This window comes from Coraliomargarita sinensis (assembly GCF_003185655.1).
Lineage (GTDB): Bacteria > Verrucomicrobiota > Verrucomicrobiia > Opitutales > Coraliomargaritaceae > Coraliomargarita_B > Coraliomargarita_B sinensis.
This window is the reverse complement of the sequence record NZ_QHJQ01000001.1, coordinates 183304-200747: the sequence shown is the minus strand read 5'-3', so window position 1 is coordinate 200747 and position 17444 is coordinate 183304. Positions and strand designations below refer to the sequence as shown.

The window sequence follows — 17444 nt, the reverse complement described above, 5'->3', positions numbered from 1 at the left end:
CGAGATCATCAGTTTACCTTCTTGTGCAACAGGTTATCCGAGTCCTTACGATCGAAGACAATACCGCCTACCGGCAGTCGCTGCAGGATACGATTGAAGCCGCGCCCGATATGGTTCTGGCCGGTAGCTTCGGACGTGGCGAAGATGCCGTCGAAGCCCTCAAAGAAGACTGCAGTTCACTGCGCCCACGAGTCATTCTTCTCGACCTTCATCTACCGGGACGTGATGGCATCAGTTTTATCCCGGTCATCAAACAACTGGTGCCTCATGCCGAAATTATCGTGCTCACGCAGGATGACAACTACCTCAAGACTCTCGAAGCCATTCGACTCGGCGTGTCCGGCTACCTTCTGAAAACAGTTTCCATCAATGAAATTTGGAACGCGATCCGTGAAGTGGAGCAGGGCGGTAACGTGATTGATCCGAGACTGTCACGGCTCGTGCTGAATGTTTTGACATCCGGTGAAGCCCCCGACGATAACCCGCTTAGCGAACGGGAGCGACAGGTGCTGGAACAACTTGCCATGGGCTATGCCAAAAAAGAGATCGCTGACAATCTACAGCTGAGCTTCCACACAGTAAACCGCTACTCCGAAAATCTGTATAAGAAACTTCAGGTCAGTAACGTAGCCGCAGCCGTCGCGACAGCCATTCGCAAAGGTCTGATCTAGAGGATTCCATAACGTGTTGGGGCCAAACGCAAAGGCCTCCGGCTACCTTCAATGTTCAGTAATCACGCATTCCTGGCTAGTTATTGATCCAACGTGTCGCGTGGAAAAAGGTACGAGCTCGGAACGTAGGGACATTCGTCCGATACACCCGCAGATAAAGCGTAGGGATAAACGTCCCTATCGCTCTGTTAAACAAAGATAAGTAATAGGTCATTTCGTCCTATATCCTTATATTTTTATTTCTATAATACTCTCTGCATCATTATCTTGTGTATTGTCTATCGTTTATTTGATGATCTACATAAGGCGCTATTTTGGTTGATGGATAGGGGTGGATTGGAGATCTTTATATCGGTCTAAAAAACATCCAATACAAACCCCATTAATATGAACCAATCCACGACACACACAGTCCCCGTTCCACTGAAAACCGATCCCCTGGCCGCCACTTGTGCCATTCTCATGCTGCGCATCTGGCTGGGTCTGCGTTGCCTGCAAGCCGGTATCGAAAAATATGCCGGCACCGTTTACATCTCAGAACCGACCCAGGTCAATGGCGTCCCTGATCCCAACGGAACAGAAACAGTAATTGAATTGAAGGAATATGCCTTGCTGAACTACAGCGGCCTCCCCTCGTCTCTGGCCGACAAGTTCCAAAACGAACCTTTCATTAGTGAGTTTCTGCTTGGAATATACAGCCAATGGCTCGGGCCATTACTCATCGCGGTGGGGCTTTGCGTGCTGCTGGGGCTGGCTACCCGTATTTCGCTGTTAGCCATGGGACTGATCTACACGAGTCTGACCTATGGCCTCATCCTACTCAACCAAGCCTCGGGCATCGCCTGGCTCGGTACGCATATGGTCCTCATCGCGCTCGCTCTTCTTCTTGCCAGCTACAATCGACTGGAGCTCGGGAATCTTCTGGCAGATCGAGCCGGACTGAACTGGCTCCGCAATAAATAACGCCCAACCAAGGACTCGTAAAATGAACGACCCCATCCACATCAATCGCAGGAGCTTCCTGAAGAGCTCTGCCACGGCCGGGCTCACACTGGGTATGCCGACCATCCTCAAATCCAATCCCCTCAAAACAGCGTCCGACGAGATACGCATTGGTTTAATCGGCTGTGGCGCGCAGCAAGAGGTCCTCTACGATACCATGAAAAACATACCGGGCATCCGTTTTGTCGCCGCCTGTGATATCATGATGGAGGGACGGTTGAAAAAGATGGTTGGCCGTATCCGCAGTGCCTTCGGTTATCGTATTAATCACTACTCGGACGCCGAGACCATGCTGGAAAAGGAGGGCAAGCATATGGACGCTGTCTTTGTTGCCACACCCGACTTCTGGCATGCGCCTCACACTGTCATGGCGCTGGAGGCCGGCTGCCATGTCTATTGTGAAAAGATGATGTCCGATACCCTTGAGGGTGCCCGCAGCATGGTAGCCGCAATGGATCGGACCGGTCAACTCTGCCAGATTGGTCACCAACGGAGGAGCAATCCCCGCTATCTTTACGTGCTTAACGAACTCATCCGGAAGCAACAGATTTGCGGGCAGATCGTGAATGTCAACGGGCAGTGGAATCGTTCTCTGGGATCGTCCAGCGAGAAGACCTATCCTGAGAAGAACATCCACCACTTACCCGATGCGGCCACCCTGCGCCAATACGGCTTCAACCGGAACATCAGTCGCCTACTGGATGAGACTGAGCTCCGTAAACGCTTCTTGAATTGGCGTTTCTACAAGGCTCTTTCCGGAGGACCCATTTCCGACCTCGGGGCACACCAGATCGACATCTTCAACTGGTTTCTGGATGCCAGACCCAAGTCGGTCCAGGCATCGGGAGGCCGCAGCTACTTCGATGATCGCGAGCATTTTGATAACGTGATGTGTCTGTTCGACTACGACACCCCGCAAGGCAACGCCCGAGCCTTCTACCAGGTGCTAACCACGACGAGTGCCGGTGGGGGGTACTACGAGTCGTTTATGGGCACTCAAGGAACGATTAACATCTCCGAGCGTGAGGCTTATACGAAGATCTACAAAGAATCCTGGGTGCCTTCGGCAGAGTGGAGGCGACTGGTGGACAAGGGCTTTTTGAAAAAAGTATCCGCAGGTCGACCTTCGGGCAGTCCGGATGCGATAGCTTCCTACGAGTCTGCTCCACCCGACGAATACGCCATTCCCGGCGGGATCGGGCTGAATTCCCCGTACCATCACCATATCCAAAACTTCTTCCAGGCGATCCGGGGCCAAGCGAAACTGAACTGCGACGCATGCCATGCCCTGGAGTCCGAGGCCCCGATTTACTGGGTCAATCAAGCCGCGGAAACGAACGAGACAATCACCTTCACCGATGAACACCTACGCACCTGAATCGACCATGAATCCACTCCGACTTATTATACTCGCCATGAGCACACATCTCTTTGCCGCTTGTGGTCAAAAAGATGATTCTGCTGTTGAGCCTTCCCCCCAAAGCGCAGCTTCTGATCGATCAGAGCAAGAAATTGCCCTGACCACAGAAATTCCGAGAGAACATAGAGAAGGCACGCCCCAACCGATCAAGATGCACAATCTGGAAAAAGTGGCCACCGACGCGCCTGTTCTCATCGTTCCAAAAGAAACCGCGCTCTTGTCAGCTGGGAAGAACGTGACCGGATCGGACGACTTCCCGATCATCGGCGAACTCTCCTACATTACAGACGGAGATAAAGAGGCAGGTGAAGGTTATTTCGTCGAGTTATTGGATGGCCTTCAATGGGTGCAGATCGATCTGGATAAAGCGGCACGTATCGGCGCCGTCTGGATCTGGCACTACCATTTGGAAGCGCGTGCCTACCACGATGTCATTGTGCAGCTGTCCAACGATCCTGAATTCAAGGAAGGAGTGACCACCATCTTTAACAACGATTATGACAATTCCGCCCGGACGGGTAAAGGTTCCGATAGGCCTTATGTGGAAACCCGGTTCGGCAAACTAATCGACGCAAAAAACACTGAAGCACGTTATGTTCGCCTCTACAGCAATGGGAATACTTCAGGCGACATGAACCATTACATCGAAGTCGAGGTGTTTGGGATAGTAAGATAGTAAGAACGATTACCTTTCAAAAGCCTCCCGGAAACGGGGGGCTTTTTTCTGCTTTTCATCAGAAGGAAAAATCCTAAAACAAATTTTTTACAACCTACTACGATACAACCAATGCAAAACCAAACACGACTCCCCGCTCTTGCGGTTCTCCTCGTTTCACTCATTGCCTTTACCGGCTGTAACACCACCGGGGGTTCCGCGGGGGCTCCGATCCAAGTCAACAAGATCGGAGACGGTCAAATGACCTGCGAACAGATCGTCGCCGAAATCAACGAGATGAATGAAATCCTCGGCATCGCTGAAGGTGAAATGCGAAATGCTCAGGTGATCGGCCTGACACAGGATGTCGCCATCAACGCGGCGCTTTACTCCGGTGCTGCCGGTGCTGCCGGCTCTTCGCTCCCTTATGTTGGCAGTGCGATCAACGTGGCCGGTTCCCTGAACCATATGAACAAGCAAAAAGCCGAAGAGCGCGCTGAAGCCGCCTTCAACCGTCGCTCGGTGCTGACCGGCATGTACGCCGCCAAAGGTTGCGGCCAGTAAGGCAAGCTGCTTTCTTTATCCAAAGGGCGACTCAATCCGGGTCGCCCTTTTTTTAATCCTTCGGGCCGGATGTTTGAACCGCAGTCAACTTGCCCTCTTTCTCCAGCCAGGCTTCAAAACAGCGCAAGGCATAGATGAGCACGAAGCTGAGCTGCATGAGCAAAAACCATGCGGTCCATTTTTCGACTCCGATCCACTGCCAACCATTCGCTTGATGCGGATAGATCCAGGCTTTCGCGTATGTCCCCAGATTTTCCGCAATCCAGATAAAAAGCGAAACCAGAGCGAAACCAAACAGCAGGGGCATGCGCCGGTGCATCTTATCCGGCCGGAAAAGCACCTGCGTCCGTGCGAAAGCCAAAAGAATCCCCGCAATCAGGAACCAGCGGATATCGGGGACAAAGTGGTGGGTAAAGAAATTAATATAAGAAAGACCGGCCAGCAGGCCGGCCACCCACAAGGACGGGAAATTCTCAAATTTGAACTCGAAACCCCGCCAAACCCGCGCCAGATAGCTGCCCACTGCCGAATACATAAACCCGGCAAAAAGGGGTACATTGCCGATTCGGACAAAAGCTTCGCCGGGGTAGGACCAACTGCCGATGGCATCGTGCGTTTTAAAAAGCTCCATGGCCGTAGCCATGAGATGAAATAAAAAGATCACGCCGACCTCTCTCAAACTCTCCAAACGAAAGATGAGCAGCAGCAGCTGAATCGATACCGCATAACAAAAGAGAAAATCATAGCGGTGTAGGCCGATGTCCGGGTACCAAAACTTTGTGCCGATGATACCGACCAGAAGTGCCGCACCGAAGACACAGGCCCAAGCCTGCTTCAACCCGAAGAGCAGCAGCTCTTCAGCCCAGGGGATTCCCAATCGATGGACGACCCTTCGGAAAAAGATCCTTAGCTGGTCGACCGGGCTCACGAGATATTAACCTAGGTGACGGATTTACCCAGGTAAGCGAGCAGCCACATTTCCTTCCAGAGGCGGTAGCGCCCGTCCGAAGTGATCTTTCCTTCTTCTTCCTGCTGCGGCCGCGGCACAAGAAAACCGATCTCCGTATTCAAGCGTTCGAGAATACGCTGTTGTTCATTGATATCTTCCAGAGCGCTGCTGTCGATGGGAACCGGCTGGATCTTACTCTTGGTCACACGCTTTTTGTGCAGCATGAGCAAGCGCTTGAGCGAGCCGATGAGCGGCTTGCGCGCAAGCTGCCAGTCATCCGGATAGTAACCTCCGTAAGGCAGAAACTGATTATCCGTGATCAGACGCTCCCCTTCGCTACCGCGAGTTTGAATTGTGTAGCAGGCATTGGAACCACCCTGACGCTTCGGTAAAAACAGAATCTGGATACGGGTGAGCTCGTCGGTACTCTCGTAAATGGAAGCCCGCAGATAGGTGCCTTCAAAAAGCTCGGCCTTGAGTGCCCCACTGCGCTTGAAACCCTCGGACTTGAGCCAATCCTTGAGATCAATGTACTGCTTATCCGCCGGCCATTCATCCCCGTCGTTGTTTTCACGGAAAGTGGGGAAGAGCGGCAGTTCGCTCCGGCTGAGCGCCTTGATCGCCAGCCAGTTGTAACCGGTCTCCAGAACAAACCACACCGCTAAACCCGTGAGAAAATGAACCCAGGGCGGGCGAAAAGAGAGCTCGAAGACATGCAGGAAAAAAGCGAATAAGGCCGCAAATAAAAACCAGCGGAGCCAGCGGCTGAAAACATGCAGAATGGGTAGATCCATACGTCCCGCCAGCAGCGGTAGTAGGACGGAAACCACGGCCAGACTGAAAAGAATATATTCGGCTGAAAACTCAGATAACATAAATACTTAAAGAAAAGGGTGACCCTGCGGCCACCCTGTTTGGTAAGATGATATGGATGGAATGTTCCAAAGGCGAGTGGAGCGTGCCATCAGTCTTTTAAACAAATTTATTCCACCTGCTTTTAAAGACCGTAGCGATGTCAGGCGAGTGCCGTCGATTCGGAAAGTCCTTGGCCAGTCCAAAGACCTTGCTCGCGCAAGTTCTCTACAAAGATTAAAACTTACGGGATCAAACACTAGTTCAGCCGCAACGGCATGATCACACAGATGAAGTTATCCAGCGTCTTGAATAGACCCGGGCTGAGCTCGTCCTTGAACTCAAAGAAGACTTCGTCCTTGGTTAGCGCCTTAAGCGGCTCCATCAGAAACTGCGGATTGAAGGCAACCTGTACTTCCGGGCCGTCGTAAGCGATCGCCATCGACTCGTGGGATTCACCGTATTCGCTGGAGGAACCGGAGATTTCCAAAAGGTTTTTGCTGACCTTGAGCTTGACCGAATTGTTCTTTTCCGAAGTCACCAACGCAGCACGGTGCACGCACTCGAGCATGAGCTCACGCTCGATTTTCACGCGGTGCTCGGTCTCCTTGGGAATCACCTGACGGTAGTTCGGGTAATTGCCCTCCACGACCTTGGAGACGAGGTAGAGATGATCGGTGAGCCCGGAATCGCCCGTGTCATCGATGGCAATTTCAAATGCGGCCTGACGGTCGTTAAAGGCCACCTTCACCTTCTCACCCTTCCCGAGCAGGCGCTCGAGCTCGGCGACGGTTTTGGCCGGAAGGATGAGGCTGCCCGCGTTGTCCTCGCTGATTTCGGTTTCCAGGGCGGTCAGACCAAGACGACGGCCGTCGGTGGCCACCAGTGTCAGCTTTTCGTCCGCAAAATTGAAATAAACCCCGTTCAGGATGTAGCGGTTCTCATCCGTGGACTGGGCGTAGGAAACACTCTTCAGCATGCTGACGATTTCCTCCTGGGAGAGCTCAAAGACCTTGCGGTTCTCGAAGCTCGGCAGCGGAGGAAACTCCTCGGCGCTGATGCCCATGATTTTGAAGTGCGAACCGCCGGAAGTGATCTTGGTCTGGTTGTTGTCGCCGGATTCGACGAAGACGTCGGATTGGGGCAACTCCCGAACGATGGTGGCGAGCTTGCGGACGGGTAGGGTGATGCTGCCCGCATCGCTGACTTCGGCCTTGATGCGGCAGCGGATGCCCAGATCGAGGTTGGTGGTGGTCAGCGAAATGTGCCCTTCGGATGCCTCGATCAGCACGTTGCTGAGGATCGGCATGGTGGAGCGGGTGGCGACGACGTTGAGAACCTGTTGGAGGCCGTTACTAAAGTGATCCTGGTTGATCTGAAATTTCATGGTGAATTTGTCAGGTTTTTCAGACTTACTGGCAATGCTTATGTAAGAGTTCTTTTTATATATATAAATCTCTTCATAACAGTAAGTAGTGTGTGCAGTGAGAAAAACTCATCAACTTACTGCGGGCAAGCAATTTACGTTCAATTTTATCGGTGAAGAATGATGCGGGTAAATTTTCAATAGAGTGAACAAAGTGAAAAAGTTTTTTCGACTTCACAAGGCGTCCACAGTTATTCGCAGTTTATTCACCGGAACTTTCCGAGCTGCGTGACAGCCGTTTTCGGGCACGATAGATCCGGAAAAGATGCCGTGCCGGACCGTAAACAATGTAAGCGAAAAAGATGATGGCGAAAAAGAACTCTTTAAAGAAGAAGGCGGTGCCGACACCCAGGACCAAACAGATGAAGCTGCGAAACTTCGTTTGTGTCTGCCAGTCGATGTCTTTGAAACTCGGGTAAGGGATGTTGCTGACCATGAGGTAGGCGATGGCCAGCATGAAGGGGGGAATGACCAGAGCCAGACTACGCGAATCGAAGGTGGGTGTTTCCAAACTGGTGATGACGAGCACCAATGAGGCAATCATCCCGGCAGCCGCGGGCACGGGTAGCCCGAGAAAATCCTTGGTCCCCTTGAGTTGTTCCGCCGGGGGGAGCATCGGGTGGGTGAGCACATTGAATCGTGCCAGCCGGACGCCGGCGCAAAGCAGATAAACAAAACCGATCAACCAGCTGATCTGTAGAAAGACCGGATAAGTTTCCACCGTCGGCGTCAGTACGAGGAAAATCATCATCAGGGCCGGTGCCAGGCCGAAGGAAATCACATCCGCGATGGAGTCGAACTCCTTACCAAACAGGGACTCCCTTCCCCCCAGCCGGGCCACACGTCCGTCCAGCGCGTCACAAATCACACCGAAAAGAATAAACCAGACGGCGTGGGTGTAATATTCCGAAACGACGGTCTGGTCGGTCTCATAATTCGCCTGAATGCACTTCAGAATCGCCAGAAAACCAAAAAACAGATTACCGGCAGTCAGACTGTTCGGTAGAAGATAGATGTGGCTGGCCTCGCCCGAATCGGCGTATTGATGCGGGTTGTGCTCTTTATCGGTCGGTTCTGTCATATAATGACGTTCGCCTAAGCGAACCTAGTCTTCCGTGGTATCTTTTTCGCGGAGCGATTCGAGATACTTCCAAAAGGAGTCGTGCTGCTCGGCGAGAAATTCTTCGGAAACCGGAAGCCGCGACCGGAAGATGAAGTCGCTCAGCGTATTTTTATGCAGGATGTAGTGGGCATAAAGTGCATCGCCATCCTGTTCGAAATAAATCCGAAACTCTCCCGCCCGGACCCGGTAGAGGGTTTTCCCCCCGCGGTGGAACCGGCCGAGCTCCTCGCTCGGATGGTCCAACTGATGCTGCGTCAAGGTGCTCACCACCTCGACCAGCATCATTTGTGATCGGGTGTCGAGCTGGTTGAGCTCATGCATGCTTTGCTCGCTGAAATTGACTTGGAACATGTATCTATGCTTTGAAGTATGTTTAACCTAAGTTGCCTTGTTGGTTGTGCAACTTAAGAATGTCCCCCGATGAGTCAGCTTAGAACAGACCTAATTTTCGATCACCAGCACCGTTTGCTGGTGGATTCTCCCGACGGCGAAGCCACCCGGCTTATGGGGGTGGATCTACCCGAGGAGGCTTTCACGGAATGGTTGTCCGATGGAGATCACCTGATCCGTGTCGCTGAGATGGATGGCCCCGTCGACGGGAAGGGGGAATTTAAGGCTCTGGAAGATCTCTTATCCGCAAACTGTGAGGCGGAACTTTCCTCCCTGCTTGAGCGGATCGAACCGCATGTGCACGAGTTACCTTATCTCGGGCAGGGTGAGAACGAATACATTTACCGCTTCCGGACCGCCAGGGAGCGCAACCAGTCGGTCTACATCGATGATCAGTCGGAGGCGCTCTACCAGAGTAAGCTTTGTGCCGCAATCAAAGCGGCGCGGCGGACCAAAGAGAAAAAATCCGGCGAGCCCGCCGAACTGGACTTTGGTGCGGTGCGCTACGTTATTCCCAGTCATTTCGGGTTTTGCCTCGGTGTGCAGAATGCGATTGAGCGCGCTTACGAAACGGTGGCGGCAAACCCCGGAAAGCGGGTTTTCATGCTCAGCGAGCTGATCCACAATCCCTATGTGAACGAGGATCTGCTGGCCCGCGGTCTTCGTTACCTGCAGACGGATAAAGGGCTTCCGCTGCGGGCAGACGGTAGTCCGGCCAACGGTGCCGACGATCCCGATGCGCTGTGGAACAAGGTTTCGGGTGACGATTTAGTCATCATACCCGCTTTTGGGGCGACGAATGAGGACAAGGCCAGGCTGGTGAAACGCGGCGTATCGATCCGTGAAAATGACGCGACCTGCATGCTGGTGGAGAAAGTCTGGAAGGCAGCCCGTCGGTATGCCGAAGAAGGCTTTACCGTCTTGATTCACGGCAAGTCCGAACATGAGGAGACCAAGGCGACTTTTTCCAATGCCTCCAGCTACGGTCCTGCCCTGATGTTGCGAAATCTGGCCCATGCGGAAAAATTGGCAGCGGTTTTGAGAACCAGCGGGGCGGAACGGCGTGAATTATTCGAAAATGCTTTTGCCGGTCTCTACTCCCGTGGATTCGATCCGGAGGTCGATCTCGACCGTATTGCAGTGGTCAACCAGACCACCTTGTTGCGCAATGAAACCCTGCGCATTATCGATTATCTACGCGGCGTTATCGTCGAGCAATACGGCGAGGATCATGCCAGCGAGCATATCTGGTCGAAAGGTAAGGGCGATACACTCTGCTACGCCACACAAGTGAACCAGGATGCGCTGCAAAAAGCGGTCGAAATGCCTGTGGATATCGCGCTGGTCGTCGGCGGAAAAAACAGCTCCAACACTTTCCAACTCTACCGCGTCTGCGAAGAACGCTTCGGTAAACGGGCGCATTACATCCAGTCGGAAAAAAACATCCTCTCGCACGACCGGATCCGGCATTATGTCTTTCCCTACAACCTCGATAAATTGCCGGAAAAATCGGAAGAGGAACGCCCGTTCTTGAGTCAGGCCGGAGCGCCGCCCCGTATTTTACTGACTGGAGGCGCGTCCTGCCCGGACGGGATCATCCAGCAGGTGATCCACAGGATCAACAGCTTCTACCCAAGTGATGCCTTGAGGCCTGTTGAGGAAATTTTGGAGGCTTTTCCTCCGGAGAGTTGAGGAATGCTTATTTGCTGCTAATGTTGGTATCGTGCTCATCGCTTTTACAGATTTGGAAGGCAACGCGCGTGTGACGCTTCGTTTTGAACCGGGTGACCTTGTGCATCATCGACTCTATGGTTACCGCGGTGTTGTGGTGTCGCACGACCCTTACTGCATGGCAGGAGAGACCTGGTACCAGTCGAACAAAACCCAGCCTGTCAAAGAACAGCCCTGGTATCACGTTTTGGTCCATGACAGCGGCGGTTTGAGCACCTACGTCGCACAGTCCAATCTCGAACCCGATGAAAGCGGCGTGCCCATAAATCACCCGCGCATAGGGTGCTATTTTGCCGCTTTCAAGGATGGTCGTTACATTTTAAACGATCATCACTCCGGCAGTTGTTCCATTTAACCGGCAGAGCCGTTCGACATAGCCGAAGGCCTTAGCCTTTGGCCGCAACGTCTCGGCGTAGTTTTGCGAAGTCGGGTCCTTTGCGATCCACATTCCTAGCCAGGAATGAGAGCCAGAGGACTGGCTCTGCGACATGAATCCGAGTAAGCTATATTTAAATCGAATTAGCGTAAGCGGTCGGGGCAGGTTCGACACCTTCCAGCATGAGCTCACCCATCAGCGTACTGGCGGTGGCACTATTGATCCGGACCGGAACAAGTTCACCCACCAGGCGTTCACTCGCCGGCACGATCACTTTTCGGTGGCCGCGTGTGCGGCCCATGAACATTCCTTCACCGCGTTTGGCCGGACCTTCCAGCAGGACCTCTTCAATGTGACCGACCAGCGATTCGTTTCGGGTCAGTGAGCGCTTGCCCAGAATATCGAGTAATTTTTGATTTCTTTCCTCTTTCACTTCAGTGGCCACGGGGTCGCCCAGCGGCTCGGCCGTGGTGCCCGGTCGCACGCTATATTTGAAGAGATAGGCCATATCAAAGCCGATTTCTTCGAAATGCTTTCGGGTGAGTTCAAAATCCTCTTCCGTTTCGCCGGGGAAACCGACGATGATATCGGTGGAAATATAGATATCAGGCCGTACTTCGCGCAGCTGTTCGATAATGCTGCGGAACTTCTCGATCGTGTAGGGGCGGCGCATGGCCTTCAGAATGCGGTTACTCCCGCTTTGCATGGGGAAGTGGATGTACTCGCAAAGCTTGGGGAGACGGGCGTAACAATCGATCAGGTCCTTCCGGAAGCCGACAGGATGGGGGCTGGTAAAGCGGATACGCTCGATCCCGTCGATTTCGTTGACCTGCTCCAGCAACTGCACGAAGGGGCTTTTCTTTTCGACAAAAGGAAACTCGCGCACGCCGTATTGGTTGACGATTTGCCCGAGCAGGGTGACTTCACGCGTGCCTTTCGCGGCCAACTCGCGCACTTCTTCGAGAATCGATTCCATGGGACGTCCGCGTTCTTCGCCGCGGGTCTTCGGCACGATACAATAGGAACACTTCATGTTACAGCCCTGCATGATGCTGACAAAGGCCGAAACCTGCCGCTTATCTTCCACGTGCGAGCGAATGGTATTTTGCGAGCCCGCCTCTTCCTCCAGGTCGACAATGCTTTCAGGGCGTGGCCCTTGCCCCTGCATGGTGGCGATCATGGCATCGAGGTGCTCCGGAACACGGTGAAATTTCTGCGTGCCCACCACCAGATCGAGGTCCGGTAGTCGGTCGATCAACTCGTCGCCCCGGTTCTGGGCCATACAGCCCATAATCCCCACGATCAGGTTCGGGTTCTTTCTCTTCCGTGCGGTGACGTGTCCGGCTTTACCGATCGCTTTTTGTTCGGCCTGGTCGCGCACACTGCAGGTATTGAGCAGGATGACATCGGCCTCGCTCTCGTTTTCGACCATAGAGTAGCCCTTGCCGCGCAGCATTGCCGCGACGGCTTCGGAGTCCCGTTCGTTCATCTGGCACCCGTAAGTCTTTATGTAAACCCGGTTCATGAGGTTCGCGGAGGATGCGATTTCATACGTTCATGTAAATGTTGAAAATCGTGCGAACCTCGATCGGCGCTGTAATAAAAATCTAAAAAAGCCCGCTGGCGGGCGCGGTGCTTGCCTCTCCGCACGGGATGGTATGTTATCATCGATAAAATGGCTGAGCGTACGAAAAACGAACGCATTCTTGCTGCCGCAGGTGAGTTGTTCCACAAGCGTGGCTATGCTGCGGTGTCACTGGACGAAGTCATCACGGCCAGCGGCCTGTCGCGTGCGGAGTTTTATCGACACTTTTCCAATAAGTCCGCACTGGGCTGCGCCTGGCTGCAACGCCTCGCTAAGGGCATGTCGGTGATGCATGACAATTTCATGGAGCGCCTCCCGGACAAAGACCGTCGCCTGCGGAAGTATTTTTATGCCATGCGCAATTGGGTGGAGAGCAACGGCTATCGCTCCTGCCAATTTGCCAACACGGCCGCGGGAATTGATGTGGAGGAAGAACCGGATCTGGCCGAACTGATCGACCAGTATAAACGACAGCAGAGAGCGTTCTTCATCAAGCTCGTTGGAACTCTGGTTGACGAGGATCAAGCCAAACGCCTGGGGACGGCCGTCTTTCTCCTTTTCTCCGGAGCAATGACGGAAGCCCAGAATCTGAAGGCGACCTGGCCGCTGGATGACGCACTGGCCGCAGCAGAGCGGCTCTGTGCACTCAGTTCCCAGGCCTAATCCCCTGTTCTACGGATTGACTGGCTGCGGTTAATAGGTTGTGGATGCCAGTCATGGAAAAAACCTCAGCACTACTTGAGCGCCTTCCCGAGGAGGCGATTGACCTGAATGTCAACGCCCAGCGGGTGCTTGGCGGCGAATCGCTCAACACGATTCAAACCTGGGGCAGTGCTCTGGCTTCAGCCTATTTTATCCGTTACCCGGAACTGACCGCTGCGATCCTGGCCGACGCCAAGGCCGCGGGCCTCAGTGCGGCGCACCTCTCCGATGCGAAAGGGGCGGCCGCCGTCATGGGGATGAATACGGTTTATTTCCGTTTTCGCCACATTATGCACACGGATGCCTATACCCAGAAAGCTTTCAACCTGCGAATGACACGCATGAAACAGGTGGCGACCGACCAGACGCATTTCGAGCTCTACTCCATCGGGCCGGCGGCACTGGCCGGTTGCGAGCTCTGCCTGAAGGCGCATGAAGCAGCGGTGAAAAAGGGCGGGCTCAACGAGGATAACGTGCACGATGCCGTGCGTATTGCCTCGGTCCTCAACGGGGTCGCGGTAGCCCTGGAGATGGTTTAAACGACATTTATATGAAAAAAGTATTCATATCCGGCTGCTACGATATCCTTCATGGCGGGCATATCCAGTTCTTCAAAGAGGCTCGCGCTCTGGGGGACCATTTAACCGTCTGTTTTGCTTCGGACAAAGTCCTCTGGGAGCACAAAAAGCGCCGAACCTCGATCCCGCAGGATCACAAGCTGGCGCTGATCACCGCTCTCGATATCGTGGATCAGGTCGTGATTGGCGACTGCGATGAACTGGGTCTGGACTTCAAAGAGCACTTTTTGACTATTAAGCCGGACATTTTAGCAGTTACCGAAGACGACCAGTATGAAGCGCAAAAGCGCGAGCTTTGCGCCCATGTCGGTGCGGAATACGTCAAGCTGCCGAAGACTCCGCCGCAGTTCACTCCGGTCTCCACCAGTTCGATCGTGCGCAACATCCGTACGCCGGCTTATGCGCCTCTGCGCGTCGATTTCGGCGGTGGCTGGCTCGATGTGCCCCGTTACGCCCGCGAGGGTGCCTTCATCGTCAATTGTGCAATTTCACCGATGGTCTCATTGACGAACTGGGACTACGAAAAGAAATCAGGCCTCGGCGGGAGTGGTGCCTACGCTCTCCTCAACGGGAATGACGGCATCGAAAGCGAGCTCGCGCTCGGGGTTGGCTGGCAGGATCCGGCAATCATACGCGAAACCGGGCTCTGCGTCTGGCGCAGTGGGGATAAACCGGTGCTGCATTTCAAGCGAAACGGGGACTTTCTTCGCGGGCACATGGCCCTGCACTACACGGATATCCCGCACGATACACCGGCCAATGCGGATAACCAGCGCGATTACAATCTTGTCGAGAAGGCCGGGCAACTGGCCAAAGAAGCGGTTTTTGAGGCATCACTGGTCAAGCTCGGCGAAGCCGTACGAACCAGCTATGAAGCCCAGATCAAAGAAGGTATGCAGGAACTCCCGGAGGCGGAGGGCTGCATCGGCCGGAAATACGCCGGCGGCGGATGGGGCGGCTATGCGCTTTATCTTTTCGAAAACACCGAGGACCGCGACGCCTTTGTCTGCTCGGCCAACAACAACCGGCCGATCGAACCCTACATTACGATTCGTTAAACCGGACGATCTCATCGCCGACCAATCCTGTCTTGCGCTCTCCGCATTCTGACTTCTGTCTTCTGGCTACTGAACTCTGAAAATATGAGCTTGATCGAAACCATCCGCACGAACACTGACACCATCATCGGCGATGCCGAGCTGGAAGACCGCATGCACGGGAACCGCCCCCTGCGCGTCAAACTCGGCGTCGATCCCACGCGGCCCGACCTGACTTTCGGCCACCTCGTGGTTTTCAACAAGCTGCGCCAGTTTCAGGACCTCGGTCACGAGGCCATTCTCATCATCGGTGACTTCACCACGCTCATCGGCGACCCTTCCGGCCGGTCCAGCACACGTCCCGCATTGACGAAGGAAGAGATCGTCGAGAACGCCCAGACCTATCTCGAGCAGGCCTTCATGGTGCTCGACGAGAACAAGACTACGGTGGTTTACAACAGTGAGTGGTTTAACGACATGGGCTTCGAAGACTGCCTCAAGCTCGCCCGCAAGATGACCGTCGCCCGCATGCTCGAGCGCGATGATTTTGCCAAGCGTTACGCCAGCAACGCCCCCATTTCCATTATCGAGTTTCTGTATCCCCTCATCCAGGGCTATGACTCCCTCGTCCTGAACGCCGACGTCGAAATCGGTGGCACCGACCAGCTTTTCAACATGCTCGTCGGCCGTGCCCTGCAGAAAGATGCCGGCAAGCAGGAGCAAGCCGTCATTACCATGCCACTGCTCATCGGCCTGGACGGTGTGAAAAAGATGTCGAAAAGTCAGGACAACTACATCGCCTTCACTGACAGCGCGAAGGATATGTTCGGCAAAATCATGTCGATCAGCGATGATACCATGTGGGATTACTACCGCCTCTTGCTTGAAGCCGACGACGAACGCATCGAAAAGCTCAAGGCCGGCCACCCGATGGAAGCCAAGAAGCACCTCGCTTCCTCCCTTGTCGGCCAGTTCCACTCCATGAAGGCGGCCAAGCACGAACTGGAGCAATTTGAGCAGGTCTTTTCCCGGAATAAACTCCCCGATGATATGCCGACCTTTACCTGGAATGATTTGGTCGGCGATGCCGCTACGGCCCCGCTTTTCGAAGTAATGGCGCAGTCGGACCTTTTCGAAAGCAAGGGGGCGATTCGCCGCCTCGTGAAACAGGGGGGCGTAAAAGTCGACGGCGAAAAACAAAGCGATCCCAACCTCGAAATGACGCCGCCGAACGGGGAACAGATCTTCCAGGCCGGAAAACGTATCTTCTTCAAGATCACCGGATAGGCTTCAGCGCATGCTTAGCCGATGCTAATTAATTGACATTCAAAACCTTTGACTAAAAAAACTCTCTGTGCTCGGACTTCTTTCTAACGACATCGGTATCGACCTAGGGACCGCAAACACGCTCGTGTTCGCGAAAGAAAAAGGTATTGTTCTTCGTGAGCCCAGTGTGGTGGCGATTTATACCTCGACCAAGAAAGTCTGCGCGGTGGGTTCTGAAGCCAAGAAGATGTTGGGCCGCACGCCCGGTAACATCACCGCGATCCGTCCAATGAAGGACGGCGTGATCGCCGACTTTGAAATTACCGAGGCGATGCTTCGCTATTTCATCAACAAGGTGAACCGCAAGAAGACTTTTGTGGCCCCGCGCATCGTGGTCGCTGTACCTTCCGGCATTACCGAAGTGGAACGCCGGGCCGTGAAAGACTCCGCCATCCGTGCGGGTGCCCGCGATGTGGTGCTGCTTGAGGAGCCCATGGCGGCGGCAATCGGCGTCGGCCTACCGATCGATGAGCCTGCGGCCAACATGATTGTCGATATCGGCGGCGGTACCACCGAGGTGGCCATCATCTCGCTGGCCGGTGTGGTTTACACCAAGAGCATTCGTGTGGGCGGCGACGAAATCGATACTGCGATCGTGAACTACATGAAGCGCGCCTACAATTTAATGATCGGGGAACGCACGGCTGAAGAAATCAAGATTCGCGTCGGCTCCGCTTTTCCCATGGAGGAAGAAATTTCCATGGAAGTACGCGGCCGCGACTCGGTTGCCGGCTTGCCCAAGACGATTACCATCACCTCCCAGGAAATTCGCGAAGCGCTTTCCGATACGATTCAGGCGATTGGCGATCTGGTGCGTAATGCTCTGGAGCGCTGCCCGCCGGAACTTTCGGCCGATTTGGTGGACCGAGGCTTTTTCCTCGCCGGAGGTGGTGCGATGATCAAAGGCCTTGACCAGATGCTCAGTGATGCGACCGGTCTGCCTGTTATTATTGCGGACGACCCGCTCAGTGCGGTGGCAAATGGAACTGGTATGGTGCTGCATGAGTTGGCCTTCCTTCTGAAGGACCTGACCGGGGCTCCTAAAAACTAAGCTCAG

General features: G+C 54.1%; 18 protein-coding genes. 12 read left to right on the top strand and 6 right to left on the bottom strand.

What is annotated here, in order from left to right; all coding sequences use genetic code 11:
- The first annotated feature begins 23 nt into the window (after positions 1 to 23).
- The 5 genes from DDZ13_RS00955 (at position 24) to DDZ13_RS00935 (ending at position 4312) form a co-directional block, all read left to right on the top strand.
- A complete protein-coding gene (locus DDZ13_RS00955) occupies positions 24 to 671 on the top strand; it encodes a response regulator (RefSeq protein WP_110129547.1) in 648 nt (215 codons plus the stop codon).
- 387 nt (positions 672 to 1058) lie between these two features.
- Positions 1059 to 1634, top strand: coding sequence for a hypothetical protein (locus DDZ13_RS00950; RefSeq protein WP_110129546.1), 576 nt, complete (start codon positions 1059 to 1061; stop codon positions 1632 to 1634).
- A 22-nt stretch (positions 1635 to 1656) separates the two neighbouring features.
- The gene (locus DDZ13_RS00945; RefSeq protein WP_110129545.1) at positions 1657 to 3051 is read left to right on the top strand and encodes a Gfo/Idh/MocA family protein; all 1395 of its coding nucleotides are present in this window, start codon (positions 1657 to 1659) and stop codon (positions 3049 to 3051) included.
- 37 nt (positions 3052 to 3088) lie between these two features.
- The gene (locus tag DDZ13_RS00940) at positions 3089 to 3769 is read left to right on the top strand and encodes a hypothetical protein (RefSeq protein WP_199221021.1); all 681 of its coding nucleotides are present in this window, start codon (positions 3089 to 3091) and stop codon (positions 3767 to 3769) included.
- 111 nt (positions 3770 to 3880) lie between these two features.
- The gene (locus DDZ13_RS00935; protein ID WP_110129544.1) at positions 3881 to 4312 is read left to right on the top strand and encodes a hypothetical protein; all 432 of its coding nucleotides are present in this window, start codon (positions 3881 to 3883) and stop codon (positions 4310 to 4312) included.
- Positions 4313 to 4364: 52 nt separating this feature from the next.
- Here the strand turns inward: DDZ13_RS00935 and DDZ13_RS00930 are convergent, their stop codons facing one another.
- The 5 genes from DDZ13_RS00930 to DDZ13_RS00910 form a co-directional block, all read right to left on the bottom strand.
- Positions 4365 to 5189 carry a DUF817 domain-containing protein gene (locus DDZ13_RS00930; protein ID WP_110129543.1) on the bottom strand — a complete coding sequence of 275 codons (825 nt, stop codon included), beginning with the start codon at positions 5187 to 5189 and terminating at the stop codon, positions 4365 to 4367.
- 62 nt (positions 5190 to 5251) lie between these two features.
- A complete protein-coding gene (locus tag DDZ13_RS00925; protein WP_110129542.1) occupies positions 5252 to 6136 on the bottom strand; it encodes a hypothetical protein in 885 nt (294 codons plus the stop codon).
- A 236-nt stretch (positions 6137 to 6372) separates the two neighbouring features.
- The gene (gene dnaN, locus DDZ13_RS00920) at positions 6373 to 7500 is read right to left on the bottom strand and encodes a DNA polymerase III subunit beta (protein WP_110129541.1); all 1128 of its coding nucleotides are present in this window, start codon (positions 7498 to 7500) and stop codon (positions 6373 to 6375) included.
- A 241-nt stretch (positions 7501 to 7741) separates the two neighbouring features.
- The gene (gene pssA, locus DDZ13_RS00915) at positions 7742 to 8620 is read right to left on the bottom strand and encodes a CDP-diacylglycerol--serine O-phosphatidyltransferase (protein ID WP_110129540.1); all 879 of its coding nucleotides are present in this window, start codon (positions 8618 to 8620) and stop codon (positions 7742 to 7744) included.
- Positions 8621 to 8644: 24 nt separating this feature from the next.
- Positions 8645 to 9013 carry a type II toxin-antitoxin system RelE family toxin gene (locus DDZ13_RS00910; RefSeq protein ID WP_110129539.1) on the bottom strand — a complete coding sequence of 123 codons (369 nt, stop codon included), beginning with the start codon at positions 9011 to 9013 and terminating at the stop codon, positions 8645 to 8647.
- Positions 9014 to 9082: 69 nt separating this feature from the next.
- Between DDZ13_RS00910 and ispH the strand changes: the two genes are divergently transcribed.
- Both ispH and hspQ read left to right on the top strand, forming a co-directional pair.
- Positions 9083 to 10744, top strand: coding sequence for a 4-hydroxy-3-methylbut-2-enyl diphosphate reductase (ispH, locus tag DDZ13_RS00905; RefSeq protein WP_110129538.1), 1662 nt, complete (start codon positions 9083 to 9085; stop codon positions 10742 to 10744).
- 31 nt (positions 10745 to 10775) lie between these two features.
- Positions 10776 to 11138, top strand: coding sequence for a heat shock protein HspQ (hspQ, locus tag DDZ13_RS00900; protein WP_199221020.1), 363 nt, complete (start codon positions 10776 to 10778; stop codon positions 11136 to 11138).
- Between the two features lie 154 nt (positions 11139 to 11292).
- Here hspQ and miaB read toward each other — a convergent pair whose 3' ends face one another.
- A complete protein-coding gene (gene miaB / locus DDZ13_RS00895) occupies positions 11293 to 12684 on the bottom strand; it encodes a tRNA (N6-isopentenyl adenosine(37)-C2)-methylthiotransferase MiaB (protein ID WP_110129537.1) in 1392 nt (463 codons plus the stop codon).
- Between the two features lie 150 nt (positions 12685 to 12834).
- On the opposite strand from miaB, the gene DDZ13_RS00890 reads away from it, so the two are divergent.
- The 5 genes from DDZ13_RS00890 to DDZ13_RS00870 all read left to right on the top strand — a co-directional run bounded on the left by DDZ13_RS00890 (position 12835) and on the right by DDZ13_RS00870 (position 17438).
- Complete coding sequence (locus DDZ13_RS00890) at positions 12835 to 13407, top strand: TetR/AcrR family transcriptional regulator (RefSeq protein ID WP_110129536.1); 573 nt, start codon at positions 12835 to 12837, stop codon at positions 13405 to 13407.
- 53 nt (positions 13408 to 13460) lie between these two features.
- A complete protein-coding gene (locus tag DDZ13_RS00885) occupies positions 13461 to 13985 on the top strand; it encodes a carboxymuconolactone decarboxylase family protein (RefSeq protein WP_158279720.1) in 525 nt (174 codons plus the stop codon).
- 11 nt (positions 13986 to 13996) lie between these two features.
- Positions 13997 to 15082: an adenylyltransferase/cytidyltransferase family protein gene (locus DDZ13_RS00880; RefSeq protein WP_110129534.1), complete on the top strand. Its 1086-nt coding sequence runs from the start codon at positions 13997 to 13999 to the stop codon at positions 15080 to 15082.
- Positions 15083 to 15166: 84 nt separating this feature from the next.
- Positions 15167 to 16348 (top strand): tyrosine--tRNA ligase, encoded by a 1182-nt coding sequence (gene tyrS / locus DDZ13_RS00875; protein WP_110129533.1) that lies wholly within the window; start codon positions 15167 to 15169, stop codon positions 16346 to 16348.
- A gap of 67 nt (positions 16349 to 16415) precedes the next feature.
- Positions 16416 to 17438: a rod shape-determining protein gene (locus tag DDZ13_RS00870; RefSeq protein WP_110129532.1), complete on the top strand. Its 1023-nt coding sequence runs from the start codon at positions 16416 to 16418 to the stop codon at positions 17436 to 17438.
- Positions 17439 to 17444: the final 6 nt, after the last annotated feature.